This window comes from Sediminibacillus sp. JSM 1682029 (assembly GCF_041366435.1).
GTDB classification, from domain to species: domain Bacteria; phylum Bacillota; class Bacilli; order Bacillales; family Amphibacillaceae; genus Sediminibacillus; species Sediminibacillus terrae.
Map to the genome: position 1 here is coordinate 582985 of NZ_JBEWYY010000001.1, position 16624 is coordinate 599608.

Consider the following 16624-nt stretch of genomic DNA (forward strand, 5'->3'; position numbering starts at 1 on the left):
AAGGACTTTTCTTTCCCAAGTTAGCTGAAGCCGTGCCCGTGGAAAACGAAGTACCTTGCCGGAGTGGAGCGTTGCTCTTTTTAAAAGGGAAGATTAGTACGGTTTATTTTTTCAAACCAAAAAACCGAACGAATGATGGAATCGTTCGGTTCTTGTTTTGTTCACGATACATTTGTCCCAGTCTCTTTTATAATAGGGCGAGGAGTATTCGTTTTACTCCTCTCCCCATTGTCAGGCCAGCATATTTTTCTATCTGCTGCCTGTTATCAATGAAAAGGCACCCTTCTCCGGGTGCCTTTCAACTTTTATTTTTTCAGCTCTGTGCCGCCGATCAATTCTAAATCCCTTTCTTGGGCAGCAAGCTCATTTTTACTATCCTCGTTCAGATTACTGCCGGATTGGCCAGGGACCTTGTCCTTCACTTTGTCGGTCAAATTCATGGTCTGCTGTTTTGTCTGCTGTAGTTTTTGATTCAAATTATCGCGTGTTTTTTTGCCGCTGGCTGGAGCTAACATAAAACCAATGGTGGCTCCGACAATGCTTCCTACAGCTATGCCGTTTACAAGTTGTTTACCTGAGATGCCGCCGGATTTCTTATCGATCGTTCCGGCGCGTTGAAGTCTTTCTTCCACTTCTGTGACGATTTCCTTTACACTTCGTCCGCGGGCGGAAATCAACGGTACATTCATGTGGATGTCTGTCAAGTCTTCCAAATCTCTTACAACGACTGCATCAAACTCCGGCGCATCCACTTTTCGTTCGAGCATTTCCGCTTGATATCCTTTTTTGTTCAATTGCTTTTTCACATCTTCGAATGGTTGTTCCACTGCAACTCTTACCATCTGCATTTCCCTCCTCAGCTTGTGTTGGTTATAATTTGCCCGTTATCTGGATAGAGTAAACAATGTATTTTTCTGAATCTAGTATGTTTAATTTTTTGCCAAACGTGAATAGTAGTTATGTAAGCATCATATAACACTCACGAAAGGAGTTTTATAGAATGGCTGACAAGAACAATAACAAGAAAATGTCTGTAGAGGAAGCAGGTCGCAAAGGTGGAGAAACAACTTCCCGTAATCACGACCAGGAATTCTATGAAGAAATCGGCAAAAAAGGCGGAGAAACACGCGGACGCCAACAGCAAAATAAAAACAACAATTCTTAATGGATAATGCAGCAGGAAGGCTGAGGTTTTTCATCTAAATAACAGCCTGCGAAAAACGAGCTTAACACTTAAGCTCGTTTTTCGTTTATTTCAAGGTATTGGTTACTCCCCATATTTTATCCGTCCCCTGATAATCATTGAGGGCGATGTCCAAATCATGGAACATACGGTGCAGGTTTCTTACCGTTTTCTTATCTTCATTGTCTGCAGCTGAACTGGCAAGTTGTTGAATCTTTTCCAAATCATTCTTTAAAGCATCGTCCTCTACTTTCGGCAGCATTTCATCCAGCACAGCAAGGATTTCTTCGGCTTCTGTTTCCTGCTCGGACCAATCGAGATTGTCGATCCGGCCATAACCCGTAGTATCGTTATAAAAGTCATGTGTCTCGGCTACAAAATCACCGACATCCTCGTATTCTTTTCCTACCGACTCTCTTGTTTCTTCTGCTTTTTGTTCCAGTTCCTCCTGGCTTTGTCCCGAATCAGAGGAATCTTCTGCCTGCTGCTCACTCGATTCTGTTTGACGGTCACTAAATAGTCCGATACCTCCCAAGTCAAAGACAAAGGAGAAAAAGGCAACCGCGACCACCAATGTGACACCTAAAGCCGTCAAGGTCCAACCGAACCAGCCCATCCGTTTTCTATTCTCGCTTCTCGGCATTTCTGCAGCATCCTTTCCTAAGCGCTTTTCTGGCAAGTTTCCATGAAAGTTATGTGAATCCCTTGATAATCTACTGCTTATTTTAGCCTTTTTCCTATTTTCAGACTAGTAGTTTGCAATCTTGACATAGAATAAATCAACCACCTGGTGTGTTATAGGTGGTTGATTTATTCGTTTTTCGGCTATAAAAATGCTGATTTAGCAGTTTGCTTTAATGAATTGGATCGCTTTATTCGCGATAACCTCTTTGTCGTTGTCCAAAGTGGCGACATGATAGCTTGCTTCCAAAGGAAACAGCGTTTTTTCTGTCGAAGAGACCGAATCATAAATCAATTGGGAGTTTTCCGGCGGAACGACATGGTCTTCCTTAGAAGAAAAGATCAGGACAGGGGTCGTAATATTGCTTAAGTTTTGCTTGACCTTTTCTGTTAATGTAACGATCTCCCCCATCGATTTAACTGGCGTTTTTTCATAGGCAAGTTCCTTGATTCCCGACCTTTTGATATCGGAGCCGATCCCGTTTACAAATCTAGTATCCGTCTTGGCCAACTCCCGATAGTTTTCGGCCATTTCCGGAATATCCACCGCAGCATTGATAGGCAGGATCCCATTTATTTCCGGGTGCTGCTCCGCTAAATATAATGTCAACGTACCACCCATGGACAGGCCGGCCACAAACAACTTGGAGCATTCTTCCTTCAACGTTGCCAAGCCCGCTTCTACGTTATCAATCCAATCTTGATGAGTAGACGCTTCCATATCCTCCGGATCAGTACCATGGCCTTCCAATCTCGGTCCCAGGACAGTAAAACCTTCCGCCGCGAACTGTTCACCTATATATCGCATACTCTGCGTCGTACCCGTGAATCCGTGGACAACCAGCACTCCAATTTCATTGCCGGCAAAGTAAAATGCTTCTGCATCCTTCATCACACGATAATTAGCCGCCATCATACTACCTCCCTATTTCAAACATGAATATGTATCTGCTTTTAATCGATAACAGTTAAATCTTACCATAACCAAAGAAAAATACAAACCATCAGAAGAAAAGAAAACGACTAGAGAGTCTAGAGAAGGGGGTCGAGAAGGGGGTCAGTCCCCAAAATTAGTCGAAATAGAAATTTTTAATGAATATCGATATATGGGGGACTGACCCCATTCAGGCATATTTTGGTCCGATAGAAACAATTGGACTATTATCCAAATCAGCTAAAACCCTTGGCAGGAGAAGGATCGAGAGTAAGATATAACCCGAGGAGGGACTGACCCCATCGAGAAATAAAACCTCTTTTAGTTGTTTTTGGGGGACTGTCCCCTCCACAACATAAAAAAGACCGCCGTTTCACACAAGGAAGCGGTGGTCTTGATTTTCTATTTACTTGGAAAAGGCGTCAGTTGCTTGGTTTCAGGCTTTTTCGCCAGCTTGACCAACAGATAAGCTATAGGTGTATCAATGAAGGCAATAAGCACTTTAAATAGATACTGTGAACCAATCATTCCGATAAGCACCCCAAAGGGGACTGTCCCTCCAAAAGCAATGGTGACGAAAACAATCGTATCAAGCAGCTGGCTTGTCATTGTCGACAAGTTATTGCGCAGCCATAGTTTCTTTGTTCCATGTTTTTGCTTTAAAGAATGGAAGATGGACACATCCAAGTTTTGGCTGGCCAAATATGACACCAAGCTTGCCAGCATCACCCGGAAACTCCCGCCCAGAACCGTTTCAAATTCGATTTGACCTGCAAATACTGGTGCTGCCGGAAGCTGAATCGCAATAACAATAAACAACATTGCCAATAACTGGGTGACAAATCCCGCCTGAACAGTCTTCCGGGCAGCATCCTTGCCATAGACTTCACCGATAACATCCGTTATCAAATAAGTGATGACATAGACTATCACGGCTGCTGGCAGGACAAACCCTCCTACAGCAAACAATTTCACACCCAGCACATTGGATATTACCAAGAGACCGGTGAATAGTGCATTCAAATAAATCAACATAACTTCTTCTCCCTTTCATTTTGAAACAAGGAAAGGCTCAAAGTTTTACCCTCTTCTAACTTGAAAATTAACGGTTATCGATTTTTTCGGGATACAGGTCATGATTCATCATCCGATGGTCAGCCATTTGCTCATACTTCGTGCCTGGACGGCCATAGTTGACGTATGGATCGATGGAAATACCCCCGCGCGGTGTGAACTTGCCCCAAACTTCTATATAGCGAGGATCCATTAAGTCAATCAGATCATTCATGATGATGTTCATGCTATCCTCATGAAAATCGCCATGATTGCGGAAGCTAAACAGGTACAACTTCAATGATTTACTCTCCACCATTTTCTCATCCGGAATGTAACTGATATAGACTGTTCCGAAATCGGGCTGCCCTGTTTTAGGACAAAGCGTAGTGAATTCAGGACAATTGAATTTCACAAAATAATCACGACCAGGATGCTTATTATCAAATGTCTCCAGCACTTCCGGTGTATAGTCAAATTGATAGGTCGTCCCCTGACTTCCCAGTAAAGTTATATCCGTCAGCTCTTCATCTCTTCTTCCTGCCATCTTGAACGCTCCTTTTCACTTGCTTGATTATCAGCAAGTAATAATTCATTTCTTTGTTTCCATAAATCGTCATAAAAAGATCGGAACAAAAAAGGCCATGCCCCTATCGGACATGGCCTTAAACACCTGTTTATGTCCTTAGTTTTTTATAGAGGGTTTACGCTAAGAACCTCTCCCGATCAAACGGATTATCTTCATTATTCCCGACTAATTATAAAGAGCATAGCCATAAAAGTCAACATCGAACAGCAGAACGGGGACTGTCCCCAACACCCCATCACAAGGCTCAACCTGAATGTGGGGGGTCTGTCCCCAAAAGCATGCTTTTCGTGGATTTATTGGCCGGGGGGACTGTCCCCAAAATCCTTAATCCTTGACATCTCAGTCTTTTATATCCTTCTCATCAGGGTCTGTCCCTCAATGGCAACTAATTGTCTGTTATCCCTCCCGGAGGGACTGACCCCCAAGTGGCACCCCGGAGTCATTCCTCAGGCACTGATATGGGTGGTTTGGCTTGTCTGTTCCATTCCTTCTTTGACACGTTTTCTGGCTCTGTACAATCGGGCTTTGACGGTTCCAAGGGCAAGTCTCAAACTGCCGGCAATTTCTTTATCGGTCCATTCGTTTTGGTATTTCAAGGTAAAGACCTTACGAAGCTTGGGACTCAGCAAGACCACCTGCCGCTTTATTTGTTCTTCGGTCCATTTGTACTCCACTTGTTTTTCAACCACCCGTTCCTCAGAGCTGCTTTCCTGGCTGGTCAAGTACACATCCTCAAGCGGGACAAACGTCCGCTTTTTCTCTTTCCTGATTGCATCGATTGCAGTTCGGTAAGCGATGCTTGTCAACCACGCTCCTAGCTTGTCATGATCACGCAATTTATCAAAGTGCTTGTAAGCTTTTATGAAAGCATCTTGAACAACATCCTCGGCAAGGCAACGGTCTTTTGTTATACCGACTGAAACCAAATACATTCGTTGGTAATACTGTTGATAAACGGCTTCAAAACAAATCCCCTCCCCCGTCTTAGCTTCTTTCATTTCTCTTCTCTCCTTCTCCTTTTACTTGTCCCCAAAATAATCTGTAACGAATGCCGGCACATTGGCTTTGGATATTGGCCTTACAACCGGATTGTTTTCTCCTTCCAGGTAAAACCCTGCATAATAATGAGAAGAATCCTCCGTGCCATAATGCTCACTTGTCACTGTTTCCAGAATCCGACCGATTTTTTGTTTATTTTCGGTGACCAAGCCATTATCACCATTTTTTTCTTCATATAACGTCTCATATACATCTTGGCTTTCATCTCTTTCGTCCAATATGACGGCATAAGATATATCATCAGCCTGGATGATTGTTTGATCATATATCCCCTGATTTTTCAACCAGCTTTGAAAATTTTCATAAGAACGCAATATTGGAAGCTGGTAAAACATGTTTTCTTCCTCGGGAACTTCAATATAAGCCATCGTGTCGCTTGGATGGACAATTTCCTCATACTTTTGATCATAAATATCCTGCTTCAATTGCTGCAGTGCTTCTTTTATTTCAGTTTTCTCCACGATACTAGTGCTGCTAGAACGATCAAATTCACTGGAAATGACCAAGTTGCCAAAGTCATTTTCATCCATCGTCAATATCCGGTTCTTGATTTCCTTATATTCACGGGACTCATAAATCGGTTTCAAGTATTGTTCATACGTTTCGTCCAAATCGATATAGTACTCCCGATTGATCATCTTTCCGTTTTTCAGCTGGTAACTGAAAAACAATTTCTCTTCATTGGATCGGTCATCCGGGAGGATACTGCTCGATTGTTCGATAAGTTGCTGATGCAATTTCTGAACCTGCCTGATTATCCTAGGATCCTCTATCGCCATATCTCGTATATTTTTCGTTGAGCGTTCATCAGAGTAGTACATTGGATTTTCATTAAAATAAACCGATTCAATCTGTTCTGCTTCTGGCAGCCGTTTTTCATAACCTGTAACATCGAAGGAAAGCAGAAGAATGACGGCGCCTGCGACTGCAAGAAACAGAACATATCCCTTCCATTTACCGAATACACGCCATGTTTTTTGCAGGACCATCTCGGCTACAAGATAGCCGATCAGTGAACCTACTATATAGCCAAAGACTATCCACCCAAAATGGTTATCGGTTTGGTCGAAATAAAATCCGCCAAACAACATCATGCAAGTTGTTACACCATACTTGAAAATCGGGCGTACTTGATGGAATGCTAAAGGCTGACCACTTGCTTCAGCCGGCCTTTTGTGATAGACGAACCAGGCCAAGACGTAAAACACCAAGGATAGCAGCATGTAAATACTGAATTTCCAGCCATGGAATTTCCAATCGTACATATCAACAAAGTCTGTAAGTGGTGAATATAAATCCACGTTAGTAAGTTGATAGTAGGAGGATGGAAATCCATCCAATAAGACATCCAGGTTCGAATAAATCAGCACTAAAATGCCTGCAGGAAACAGGAGAAAAATATATGTCAGCACACCCTGTACCGCAGAAACACCAGTAAACATCCCAATCAAAACTCCCGCTGAGAAAAGCAGGAGAGAAAAAGCGACAGAAACGCCAAACCACTCCCAAATGTCTGTCTGGGTGTAAATCATGTACAAATCCATGGCCGGCAGCATCAGTGATAAAGTCACGGCAGTCAACAATAAAGGCATTACAATAAGCGCTATTCCAATTAGAAAATGATGGTTAAAGATTTTCCTTCGAGTGATTGGCAGACTGTGTATGAAATCGGCAGCATTTTTTACATGCATGTATCGATATAAAAACACAGCGACCAGTACCGGAATAATATAAAGAAGGAATAACTGAATCTCTGCATTTGAATCAAACAAGCTGTTGAAGGAATAATTCCTCCGTTCATCCGATTCCAGCATCATCAAATTCAACGGAAGTGAAAAAAACAGTCCAGCGAAGTATACAATGCCGATCCATCCTGCACTCATTAAATCCTGCTTCAATAATTGTTTATTAAACAAGGATGTTTTCGATTGCATAACCGGCGTCCCCCATTTCATACACAAATATTTCTTCCAATGTTAACGGCAGGAGATCGAGAATGACTGGTTGATACTGTTCCAGATGAGAAACGATATCTTCTTCCTTCCCTCTCACGATCGCCAAGATCACACTGCCGCGTCTCTCTTTGTATAATACGTCCAGATTATCCCAAACTTCCGTTTCCGGCTTTTGCCGGAAGGCTACCTGGACTTTGTGGATATCGGATTTCAAATCATCGATGTCTTTTTCCAGCAAAAGCTGCCCTTGATGAAGAATGCCGATGTAATCACAAATATCTTCTATTTCCCGCAAGTTGTGGGAAGAAATGATAATAGTCATCTCCCTTTCTGCGACGTCCTGGACAAGCAAGTTTTTTATTTTTTTCCTAATGACGGCATCCAAACCGTCAAATGGTTCATCTAATATGAGATATTCCGGCATGGTGGACAAAGCAAGCCAAAATGCCACTTGTCGCTGCATCCCTTTCGAAAACTGACTTATTTTCTTTTTCCTGTCCAGTTGAAACAGTTGCTGCAGTTTCAAAAAGCGCTCCTGATTCCAGTTAGGGTAAGTATCCCGATAAAAGTCAGCCATTTGTTTGATGGTGTATTGGGAAAAGAAATAAAGGGAATCGGAGAGAAAAAACATTGTCGCCTTCACTTCCGTATCCTCAAAAACTCCTTTTCCGTCAACCGTTATTTCTCCATCATCCGGTCTGACAATCCCGGCAATAATTTTCAATAAAGTCGTTTTGCCGGCCCCATTCGATCCCAGCAAGCCATAAATAGAGCCTTTGTTGACTTGTAACCCAACATGTTGCAACACATGGGATTTTTCGTATTTCTTACTAATACTGTTACTGACGATCATCGCGATCCCCCCTCTTTACTTGCTCCTCTATTTCTTCGATCAATGTCTGTAATTCGTCCTTGGTCATCCCGAAGAACATTGCTTCAGCTATCAATTTTTCCAATTGATCTTTCACTTTCTGCAGTTCTTCCGATTTTTCCGATTTCGCCAGTTTGTTGACAAAACTGCCTTTTCCTTTTACCGAATAAATATAGCCTTGCGTCTCCAATTCTCTATAGGCTTTTTGTATCGTGTTCGGATTGATGGTCAATTGTTGGGCCAGCACCCGTACAGAGGGCAGCTTTTCATCTACTTGGAGCACATCATTGATGATCAGCTCTTTCAGTTTATCGACCAGCTGTTCATATATCGGCTTCCGGCTTCTAATATCGAGATCGAACATCGCTTATCCTCCGCTTCCGGTTAACTGTATTAACTGTATTAATATTTATAATACAGTTAAAGTATATACCAAACATTAGAATTTGAGAAGGAGTATTTTATTTTTTTCAAAATCCCCTGGCGAAAAAACTGAATTGACACACGCTCGGTTTTATAAAAAAGCACAAAGGCAATACTTGGGAAAGAGGAGGTTGCTGGGATGATAAGTTTATTGATCAAAATCGTTATGCTGCCAATTATTATTTTGCTCTTCACATCTACTTATGAAGGAGTACAATTTCAATCTGTGTGGCAGACCATTGCAGCTATCGTTTTGCTAGCGGTTGTTGGAGTGGTGATGGAAGCTTTACTTTTGCGGAGAAAAACATTTTGGCTGAGTATCTTGCTCGATTTCGCAGCCACGATAGGATTACTGCTGCTTATTGCCGCTGTTTTTTCGGATATCCACGTCACCCTGACAGGAGCAATTCTGATTTCGTTAATTGTAGCGATACAAGAATATTTTGTTCATTTATTATTAATTAACAATGATAAATAACCCTGATTGTTAAAGTCTCTCGTTCCTCATTAATTGGCGTATTGGATAGAAACTGCGACATAACTGTAATGGGAAGCTCCGTTGCCTATTCAAAAAGCGTGCTAACCACCGCTTCGGCAGCATACTTCGCTTTCCGCGGGCACGGCTTCAGCTAACTAGGTAAAGAAAACCGCTTTACCTAGTGGATCTTCAGCTCGCGCTGTTCCCGCTGGAGTCTACGCATGCTACCTACGCTAAGAAGCATGGTGTTATCGCAAACCTAGAGACTTTTTCTTTGAGTCCCAACAAGCCATCTTAAAAGCTTTTGTCAGGAAATGTGTACTTCTTTTCATAAATAGATAGTTGAAGTTCCATTTATTATCCTGTTCTTGGCTTGTTCCCTGGCAATGTCTTTTGATGATACGGTGCATAGAGTACCATGAATAAAAATTTCGAGGCGTTTCTAAACAGAAAGCTGTTCCTAGCGAAGAAAATATCCGAAGACTCCTGCGGGAGGAAAGGCCTCGGTGAGATCCCGCAGAGCGTTAGCTCGAGGAAGCTCACCAGCCGCCCGCGGAAAGCGCAGGGTATTTTCGCAGCGTCGAATTCCAACTCAACAAAAGTAAGTTCAGGAAGACGCGCCCAAACTATGTCGCAGTTTATACATTTTGCACAACAGCAAAAACCCACAGAATACAACCATGATGATAATGGTGTTTTAAACGAGGGGCTTTTTTATATTCTGAATAAAAAAAGTTCCCCCTATTCTGTTATAAAAATAGGTTTAATCCTCCAAAATTAAGGATATTGTATCTATACATCTCATCTAAATGGTTATTCTCTACTTCCTATTGGTGAGGTAGAAGTAAATGAAACTTCCTCCCCCCTTAAAAATAGAGCTAATTACAGGCTCGTCAGACTGCCGGATTTCGGCAGTCTGTTTTTTTAACCATTCACTTTTTCCTTTTCATCAAGACGAGTATTTTGTTATTTACTAAAAATACGATTACTATTGATAATAGAAAGAAAATTAATTATTTGGGAGAGGATTGAAAAAAAGTTGGAGTTATCGGTTCAAGCTTTGATTTTTTTATTTTCTACTATGTTGATCATCGGGGTATTAGCCACAAAATTTTCTTCACGATTAGGGCTTCCCTCGCTCGTACTCTTTCTGTTGGTCGGTATGTTTCTAAACAATTACATATTCTTTGAAAATGCCAAGCTCAGCCAATTGATCGGTATTGTCGCCTTGATTATCATTTTGTTTGAAGGCGGTACGCAAACCAAATGGGGAAATATCCGTCCTGTACTGGGGGCTGCGGGTTCGTTAGCTACGGTTGGCGTGTTGATTACAACAGCGGTGACTGGTTTGGCTGCCATGTATATCCTCGATTTATCCCTGCTTGAAGGAATGCTATTCGGTGCAATCGTCGGGTCTACGGATGCGGCTGCAGTATTTTCTGTCCTTGGCAATAAAAATATTAAACGGCGGATCACCTCTACATTGGAAGCCGAATCCGGCACCAACGATCCGATGGCCGTTTTTTTGACCGTAACGCTCATTGAGGTCATTCAACTGCCGGACAGCTCCATATGGACTGCAATCGGCAGCTTTTTCTGGCAAATGGGAATCGGATTGGTAATCGGTATCCTGCTTGGAAAGGCAACCACGGCTGTGATCAATAAAATCACGCTCGACGCTTCCGGATTGTATCCCGTTCTCGCGCTTGCTTGTGCTATATTCACGTACGCTTTCACCTCTGCTATCGGAGGCAGCGGGCTGCTTGCCGTTTACGTTATGGCAGTATACATCGGCAACAATGATTTGATGTACCGATTTTCCATTTTGCGGTTCAACGAAGGCTTTGCCTGGATGATGCAAATCATCATGTTCATCCTTCTGGGATTACTGGTATTTCCTGAACAACTACTAGATATTTTCTGGCAGGGACTATTGTTATCTGTGGTTTTAATGTTTATCGCACGTCCTGTCGGTGTTTTTCTCAGCATGCTCTTCATGAAGTACACAGGAAAGGAGAAGACCTTCATCTCGTGGGCTGGTTTGAAAGGGGCAGTACCAGTCATTCTCGCCACTTATCCAACGCTCGCCGGAGTTGAAAACAGTCAGTTGATTTTCAACGTTGTATTTTTCGTCGTGCTTACTTCCGCCCTGATTCAAGGAAGTACACTATCCTGGCTTGGAAGCAAGTTGAAATTGACGGAAACAAGGCAGGCAAGCCCTTTTCCAACGATGGAATTGATTACACTGGGGAGATCTGGAGCCGAAATAATGGAGGCAACCATTAGTGAAAATACACCTGCGACAGGTGTGACGCTCGAGGACTTAACACTGCCAGAAGAAACATTGATCACCGCCATCATAAGGGATGGAAAAGTGATCACACCAACCGGAAGTTCGATTCTCGAAACCGGCGATACGTTATATGTTCTAACCCATAAAAAGCAGCGCGACAAAGTCAGGGCTCTTCTTTTTGGGAAGAAGAAAACAAAGAAAGCAGTAGAAGAAAAGGACGAGAAAAAACCAAAAAATGCCCCTGAAGAATAAAAGACATTCGCTTTAAATGAGCGAATGTCTTTTTTATCATTGATGTAGAAATTTCACACACACCGGATTAGGCACAGACACATCCTTTTGCTTTAACTTCAGTTTCCCGGTTTCCGGATTGCGTGTATACAAGGTCAAATTACTGGAGTTTTGGTTGGAAGCAAGTAAGAACCTTTCAGACGGATCCATACTAAAGTCGCGTGGCCAATCCCCTTCTGTCGAATAATGTTCGACAAACGACAGTTTTTCGCCGTCCCCTTCCACGGCAAACAAAGCAATGCTGTCATGGCCTCGATTTCCAGCATACACAAAGCGTCCATCTGAAGAAATATGAATGACACTTCCCTGGCTGTTTTCCGTAAAGTTTTCCGGAATAGTCGAAATCGCCTGTACTTGGGAGAAACTTCCTTTTGCCTGATCATAAGCAAGGACCAGGACTTCATTGCTCAGCTCCGTCATTACATAGGCAAACTTTCCATTGGGATGAAACACAATATGGCGCGGTCCGCTCCCTGGTTTAGTAGAAAGACTGCTCACTTCCACCAGTTTCCCATCATCGATTTCATATGTTTTTACCGTATCGGAGCCTAAATCAACTACGACAACATATTTTTCATCTGGGGTGTAGCCCGAAAAATGAACATGCGGTTTTTCCTGTCTTTCATGAGGGCCGGAACCGACATGTTCGACAATGGATGAAGCAGCTTCAATTGCTCCTGTTTCCGCATCGACAGGATAGGCATCGACCGTACCTTTATGATAGTTGGCCGTAACCAATTGCTGGTTTGAATCGTCAATACTGATATGACAAGGGGCTGCTCCCTCCAGCACCTGCTTGTTCACCAGGGAAAGGGTACCGTTTTCATTAATGGAGTAAGCAGCTGCACCGCCCCCATCCTGTTCCTGCATAACGGAATAAAGGAACCTATTATCTTTGCTTATCGTTAAATAGGTTGGTTTTTCTACATGAGCAGCATCCGCTAGGACGGAAACCTCCCCATTCGATTGATCAAGCGAAAATGAATAAATGCCTAAGCTGTCCCCGTTAGTGTATGTACCAATGTATCCGAGGATTTGTTGTTTAACCATCACTAGTCCACCTCCATAACAAGATACATTCACTATACCATAACAAATAAAATCTGTATTTTTATATGTTTTTCTATCCATTTTCTGAGAAATCACTTATAATGGCGTTAATCTATCAAGAACACACGTTCTGAAAGATAGATAGAAAAGGGAGATGCACATGAAAGAGATAGAGCAAGTAGAAAGGAAAATCGAAACCCTTCGTTCGAGAATGTATCAGGTTTTCACGTGCAATCCAGACAGCCCGGAAATTTTAAGAATATCCCAAACACTAGACGAAGCGTTAAATTTGTTTGATGCTTTGAAAGACCCAAAAGGGACTGAATAACTTCGTTTTGTTCTTTCTGACACATACTCAACGAGCGCCATCGACAAATATGGCAAACTGTGTCATGGTGAGGAGAGGAATGATAGCGAAAGGATGTGTTGATTATCGTTCGTTTTAACGACGTTTCTTTGGACCATCATGGTATATTCAAGCAAATGATAGAGCAATTGACAGAAGCAATAATCATTCATATCGATGGAGAAATTGTTTATATTAACCATTCAGGGGCTGAGCTCCTTGGAGGAACGGCACAGGATTTCATCGGTAAAGAACTTCTATCTTATATCCATGAAGATTACCACCAAACGGTGCAAGATCGCATCCGTCAGATAGAAGTCCATGGTACTTCTGTATCAACCAGCGAGCAGGCAATCAAACGTACAGACGGCTCTACCGTGGACGTCGAAGTTAATTGCAACCCGCTGAAAATAGAAAATCAACAAGCTGTGCAATCTGTCATACGGGATATAACAGAGCGAAAAGAAACGGAAAAATCGCTCGATAAAGCATTAAAGGAAATTAATGAGCTTGCCACCCCTGTGGTGCCGATACTTGATGGAATTGCCGTTCTACCACTGATCGGTTCCATTGAAACCGAACGAGCTCAGCAGTTTCTGGATCATATTCCCGCCACGGTTGCTGACCAGGATATCGAGTGGTTGATACTGGATTTTTCCGGCATCATCAATCTCGACACTTACGTTGCCGATTATTTGTTTAAAATTAATGAAACCATCCGTTTGCTCGGGGTCGAAACGATCATCACCGGAATGCGGCCGGATTTGGCCCAGGTTGCCACCCAGCTCGGAATCAACTTTTCAATCAAGTCCTTTGGCTCTGTCCGGCAGGCGCTTCATTTTATTGGAGTAAGGGGTTGAGGGAAAGGGAAATAATCATGCCCCTTTATCCAGTGATTCATAGGAGAGGTGAAAGATGGGACTAAAATCAAACATTTACAAGATTCTTCGCATTTGGAATGATATCGACGCTGTCAGAAAAGGGCGCGTCGGAAAAAGAATCGGCAGACGAGCTGCAGGTAAATCGGCCGGTAAAGTACTTAAAAAGCTGTTCAAATGAGGGCAAACGTAGAGACGTCTTAACTTATGTGTATGGTTGTTGCCGGGACCTTGAGCAGGAAGCTTCGAGCAAGCATCATCCTGATCGTTGCCAAAATGATCAGTTAAACAGACTGATCATTTTGGACGGTCAAAGAAATAGACGAGTTGCCTGTCACCGCCACCCTCCGCCTATAAAACCTTTATCGACAAGGTGAAGCCTATTCTTCTCTTCTTACACTTTTTTCAACATTGGTGCTTAAAACATTTTATCACGATCAACTCTTTCCATTATTTTCAGCAACTGAAAAAGCTTTTCCATTCGTTTTCGATAATAGAATGGAAAAGCTCTCAATTATGACTTAATTCGGTTTTGGATTTGTCAAAGCAACATCATAAACACCTGAAAGAATTTTAGGCAAATATGAAGAAACATAATGTTGTATGGCTTCGTTTTCCTTGTGAATACGGCTTAACCATACCTTTTCTCTGTTTACATTGGAACCGATGAAATATAAAAGAATTTCCCCATCGACCTTCTGAGTTCCAATTAACTTGAATCCTTTGCCGCTATGCGGCGGTACTTCCCACTTCATGTTGATTCCCCCTTTCGTCTACTATACACCGATTCGACAATATTTCAATATTCAATTTTCCGAATTTTTAAATATTTGCGGGTGATTACTAATTGAAATTCATGGTATCCTTTTTCAAAAAGAAAGCTGTTATCAGCGAAGGGGTTTTCCGTAGCGGAGTGCTATGACTCGATTATAAGTATTATGTGCCTAGAAGCAAGGATGAGGGTGAATGGAATTTTTTCCGAAAACAGCCAGGACCAAAGCCTGGCCACCAAAGCAAAAACCGGAAGAATTCCAAGTACTGATTGAATTCTTCCGGTTTTTGCTTTGTAGTTCCTTAGATAAGCTTCTTATCATTCTGTTTTTTAGTGAGTTACAGCAAGATACTGTGCTTTCCTTTACCAATTTAGCTGAAGCCGTGCCTGCGGAAAACGAAAGTACCTTGCCGGGTGAAGATTCGCACATTGGTTTATGATATTCACGATGCTTTTTGCCCAGCCTCATTTAGCTTATACTGGTTATATTTGTGATGACAAACCTGCTTTTCGGCAAAGCCGGCATCCGTGCTAAATCAATGCTCTTATCCTGTGGAGGTACTTCATATTCAATCAGCATCAGAAAAGCCAGGCTGGTTTTCATGACTTCAATGGTGACCCATTCACCGGCACAACGATGTCCCATATCGTATTCCCCGCCCCCTTGAGGGATAAAATCGAAAGGGCTCCCTTTCCAATGACGGAAGCGTTCTGGCCGGAACTGTTCAGGCTCCTCCCAGATTTCCGGATGATGATTTGTCCCATAGAGATCGAGCAGGACAAGGGTGCCTTTTTTAAAATCAAACCCATTCCAAGTAAAATCCCGACGAACCTTGGCTCCTGTAAATGGGCCGAATGGATAAAAGCGTCTTATTTCCTGAACGAACCATTGGCGGTAACTCTCTTTATCTTGTCTTACCTTTTCCTGGATTTCCGGGTGCTCGTGCATTGTCATCGCGCCAAAGGTGATATACCGGGAAATAGCAACGATGGGTCTGATGATGTTCAGTAATTCAACCGCTGCCATTTGCGTGCTTAGCTTTTTATTGCTTAAATCCAGGTGAAAAGCCATCGCATAGGCAGCCGTTTCTTCAGGCGGCTTTAATTTCCCGCTACGCACATCCGTTATAATCTGACGAGCCCATCGTTCCATGCGCGTCCGGGCCCTGCGTCCCTTTTGATAACGGGGGCCGACCGCCCCGAATGCGTCAATCATCGCCCCAAGATCTCCAGCATGTTGTTTCACTTGTCCCTCTTCAACCGGCACACCGGCCCATTTGCAACCAACCCGGTACATGATTTGCCTGGCTTCCTCTAACAAAACTACTTTGTCCTTTTTTTCCCATTCAGTGATGCTCGCCTGCCATTGTTCTGCAGTAATATCATTCAATACTTTCAACCTTTTTTCTGTCATCAGCGACATAAACAATTGCTTTCGATTGTGATGGGCAGCCCCATCCAATGTTTGGACACCATTCATACCGAACAACGTCTTCTGTACCCTTTTCGGTGCAGATTACGCTGAAAACGGTCGTTATCATAAAAAATTTCTGCAGCCTCTTCGCCGCTCATGCAAATCGCCTTTTTTCCCAGTAGTCGTGTTTCAAAAATATTGGATTGATACTGGCGGCATCTGTTCGGGATATAGAGATACCCTTCCTGCATGAGCGACAAGCTGTTGTCCAACCCTTTTTCCCGAGGTATGCGAGTGCCTCCGGCCATGGTAACATCTCCTTTTCAAGGGCAGTTGCCAGTCATTTTATGGAAT

General features: G+C 42.8%; 18 protein-coding genes, 1 pseudogene and 1 riboswitch. Of the genes and pseudogenes, 7 read left to right on the forward strand and 12 right to left on the reverse strand.

Annotated elements, in window-relative coordinates; genetic code table 11:
* Positions 1-305: 305 nt before the first annotated feature.
* Complete coding sequence (locus tag ABVF09_RS02945) at positions 306-842, reverse strand: YkuS family protein (protein WP_051382073.1); 537 nt, start codon at positions 840-842, stop codon at positions 306-308.
* Positions 843-1000: 158 nt separating this feature from the next.
* Here ABVF09_RS02945 and ABVF09_RS02950 point away from each other — a divergent pair, with 158 nt between their 5' ends.
* Positions 1001-1165, forward strand: a complete 165-nt coding sequence (locus ABVF09_RS02950) for a KGG domain-containing protein (RefSeq protein ID WP_371068585.1) — start codon at positions 1001-1003, stop codon at positions 1163-1165.
* Between the two features lie 85 nt (positions 1166-1250).
* Here ABVF09_RS02950 and ABVF09_RS02955 read toward each other — a convergent pair whose 3' ends face one another.
* The 8 genes from ABVF09_RS02955 to ABVF09_RS02990 all read right to left on the reverse strand — a co-directional run bounded on the left by ABVF09_RS02955 (position 1251) and on the right by ABVF09_RS02990 (position 8689).
* Positions 1251-1826, reverse strand: coding sequence for a hypothetical protein (locus tag ABVF09_RS02955; RefSeq protein ID WP_026571742.1), 576 nt, complete (start codon positions 1824-1826; stop codon positions 1251-1253).
* Between the two features lie 198 nt (positions 1827-2024).
* Entirely contained in the window at positions 2025-2777 is a 753-nt protein-coding gene (locus ABVF09_RS02960; RefSeq protein ID WP_026571741.1) for an alpha/beta hydrolase, read from the reverse strand.
* A 423-nt stretch (positions 2778-3200) separates the two neighbouring features.
* A complete protein-coding gene (locus tag ABVF09_RS02965) occupies positions 3201-3833 on the reverse strand; it encodes a queuosine precursor transporter (RefSeq protein WP_026571740.1) in 633 nt (210 codons plus the stop codon).
* A 67-nt stretch (positions 3834-3900) separates the two neighbouring features.
* The gene (queF, locus tag ABVF09_RS02970; RefSeq protein ID WP_026571739.1) at positions 3901-4398 is read right to left on the reverse strand and encodes a preQ(1) synthase; all 498 of its coding nucleotides are present in this window, start codon (positions 4396-4398) and stop codon (positions 3901-3903) included.
* Between the two features lie 132 nt (positions 4399-4530).
* A riboswitch (PreQ1 riboswitch) is annotated at positions 4531-4577 on the reverse strand.
* Positions 4578-4886: 309 nt separating this feature from the next.
* On the reverse strand, positions 4887-5438 hold the full coding sequence (locus tag ABVF09_RS02975; protein WP_026571738.1) for an RNA polymerase sigma factor: 552 nt from the start codon (positions 5436-5438) through the stop codon (positions 4887-4889).
* Positions 5439-5459: 21 nt separating this feature from the next.
* Positions 5460-7433, reverse strand: coding sequence for a DUF6449 domain-containing protein (locus ABVF09_RS02980; protein WP_371068586.1), 1974 nt, complete (start codon positions 7431-7433; stop codon positions 5460-5462).
* A complete protein-coding gene (locus ABVF09_RS02985; RefSeq protein ID WP_371068587.1) occupies positions 7408-8307 on the reverse strand; it encodes an ABC transporter ATP-binding protein in 900 nt (299 codons plus the stop codon). Before ABVF09_RS02985 ends, ABVF09_RS02980 begins: the two co-directional genes overlap by 26 nt.
* Positions 8294-8689: a GntR family transcriptional regulator gene (locus ABVF09_RS02990; RefSeq protein WP_026571735.1), complete on the reverse strand. Its 396-nt coding sequence runs from the start codon at positions 8687-8689 to the stop codon at positions 8294-8296. The genes ABVF09_RS02985 and ABVF09_RS02990 overlap by 14 nt, the downstream gene beginning before the upstream one ends.
* A 198-nt stretch (positions 8690-8887) precedes the next feature.
* Here ABVF09_RS02990 and ABVF09_RS02995 point away from each other — a divergent pair, with 198 nt between their 5' ends.
* Positions 8888-9226, forward strand: coding sequence for a hypothetical protein (locus ABVF09_RS02995; protein ID WP_051390505.1), 339 nt, complete (start codon positions 8888-8890; stop codon positions 9224-9226).
* A gap of 1039 nt (positions 9227-10265) precedes the next feature.
* Positions 10266-11771 (forward strand): potassium/proton antiporter, encoded by a 1506-nt coding sequence (locus tag ABVF09_RS03000; protein WP_026571733.1) that lies wholly within the window; start codon positions 10266-10268, stop codon positions 11769-11771.
* Positions 11772-11807: 36 nt separating this feature from the next.
* Here the strand turns inward: ABVF09_RS03000 and ABVF09_RS03005 are convergent, their stop codons facing one another.
* Complete coding sequence (locus ABVF09_RS03005) at positions 11808-12860, reverse strand: lactonase family protein (protein ID WP_371068588.1); 1053 nt, start codon at positions 12858-12860, stop codon at positions 11808-11810.
* Between the two features lie 160 nt (positions 12861-13020).
* Here ABVF09_RS03005 and ABVF09_RS03010 point away from each other — a divergent pair, with 160 nt between their 5' ends.
* The 3 genes from ABVF09_RS03010 (at position 13021) to ABVF09_RS03020 (ending at position 14265) form a co-directional block, all read left to right on the forward strand.
* Positions 13021-13188, forward strand: coding sequence for a Spo0E family sporulation regulatory protein-aspartic acid phosphatase (locus ABVF09_RS03010; RefSeq protein WP_371068589.1), 168 nt, complete (start codon positions 13021-13023; stop codon positions 13186-13188).
* 95 nt (positions 13189-13283) lie between these two features.
* Positions 13284-14066 carry a PAS domain S-box protein gene (locus tag ABVF09_RS03015; RefSeq protein WP_051390504.1) on the forward strand — a complete coding sequence of 261 codons (783 nt, stop codon included), beginning with the start codon at positions 13284-13286 and terminating at the stop codon, positions 14064-14066.
* 55 nt (positions 14067-14121) lie between these two features.
* Positions 14122-14265 carry a hypothetical protein gene (locus ABVF09_RS03020; protein WP_162832886.1) on the forward strand — a complete coding sequence of 48 codons (144 nt, stop codon included), beginning with the start codon at positions 14122-14124 and terminating at the stop codon, positions 14263-14265.
* Between the two features lie 340 nt (positions 14266-14605).
* Here the strand turns inward: ABVF09_RS03020 and ABVF09_RS03025 are convergent, their stop codons facing one another.
* Positions 14606-14839 carry a hypothetical protein gene (locus ABVF09_RS03025; protein WP_026571730.1) on the reverse strand — a complete coding sequence of 78 codons (234 nt, stop codon included), beginning with the start codon at positions 14837-14839 and terminating at the stop codon, positions 14606-14608.
* 211 nt (positions 14840-15050) lie between these two features.
* Between ABVF09_RS03025 and ABVF09_RS03030 the strand changes: the two genes are divergently transcribed.
* A complete protein-coding gene (locus ABVF09_RS03030; RefSeq protein ID WP_026571729.1) occupies positions 15051-15296 on the forward strand; it encodes a hypothetical protein in 246 nt (81 codons plus the stop codon).
* Between the two features lie 29 nt (positions 15297-15325).
* Here ABVF09_RS03030 and cypC read toward each other — a convergent pair.
* Positions 15326-16578, reverse strand: a pseudogene (cypC, locus tag ABVF09_RS03035) (CYP152 family fatty-acid peroxygenase CypC).
* Between the last annotated feature and the right edge of the window lie 46 nt (positions 16579-16624).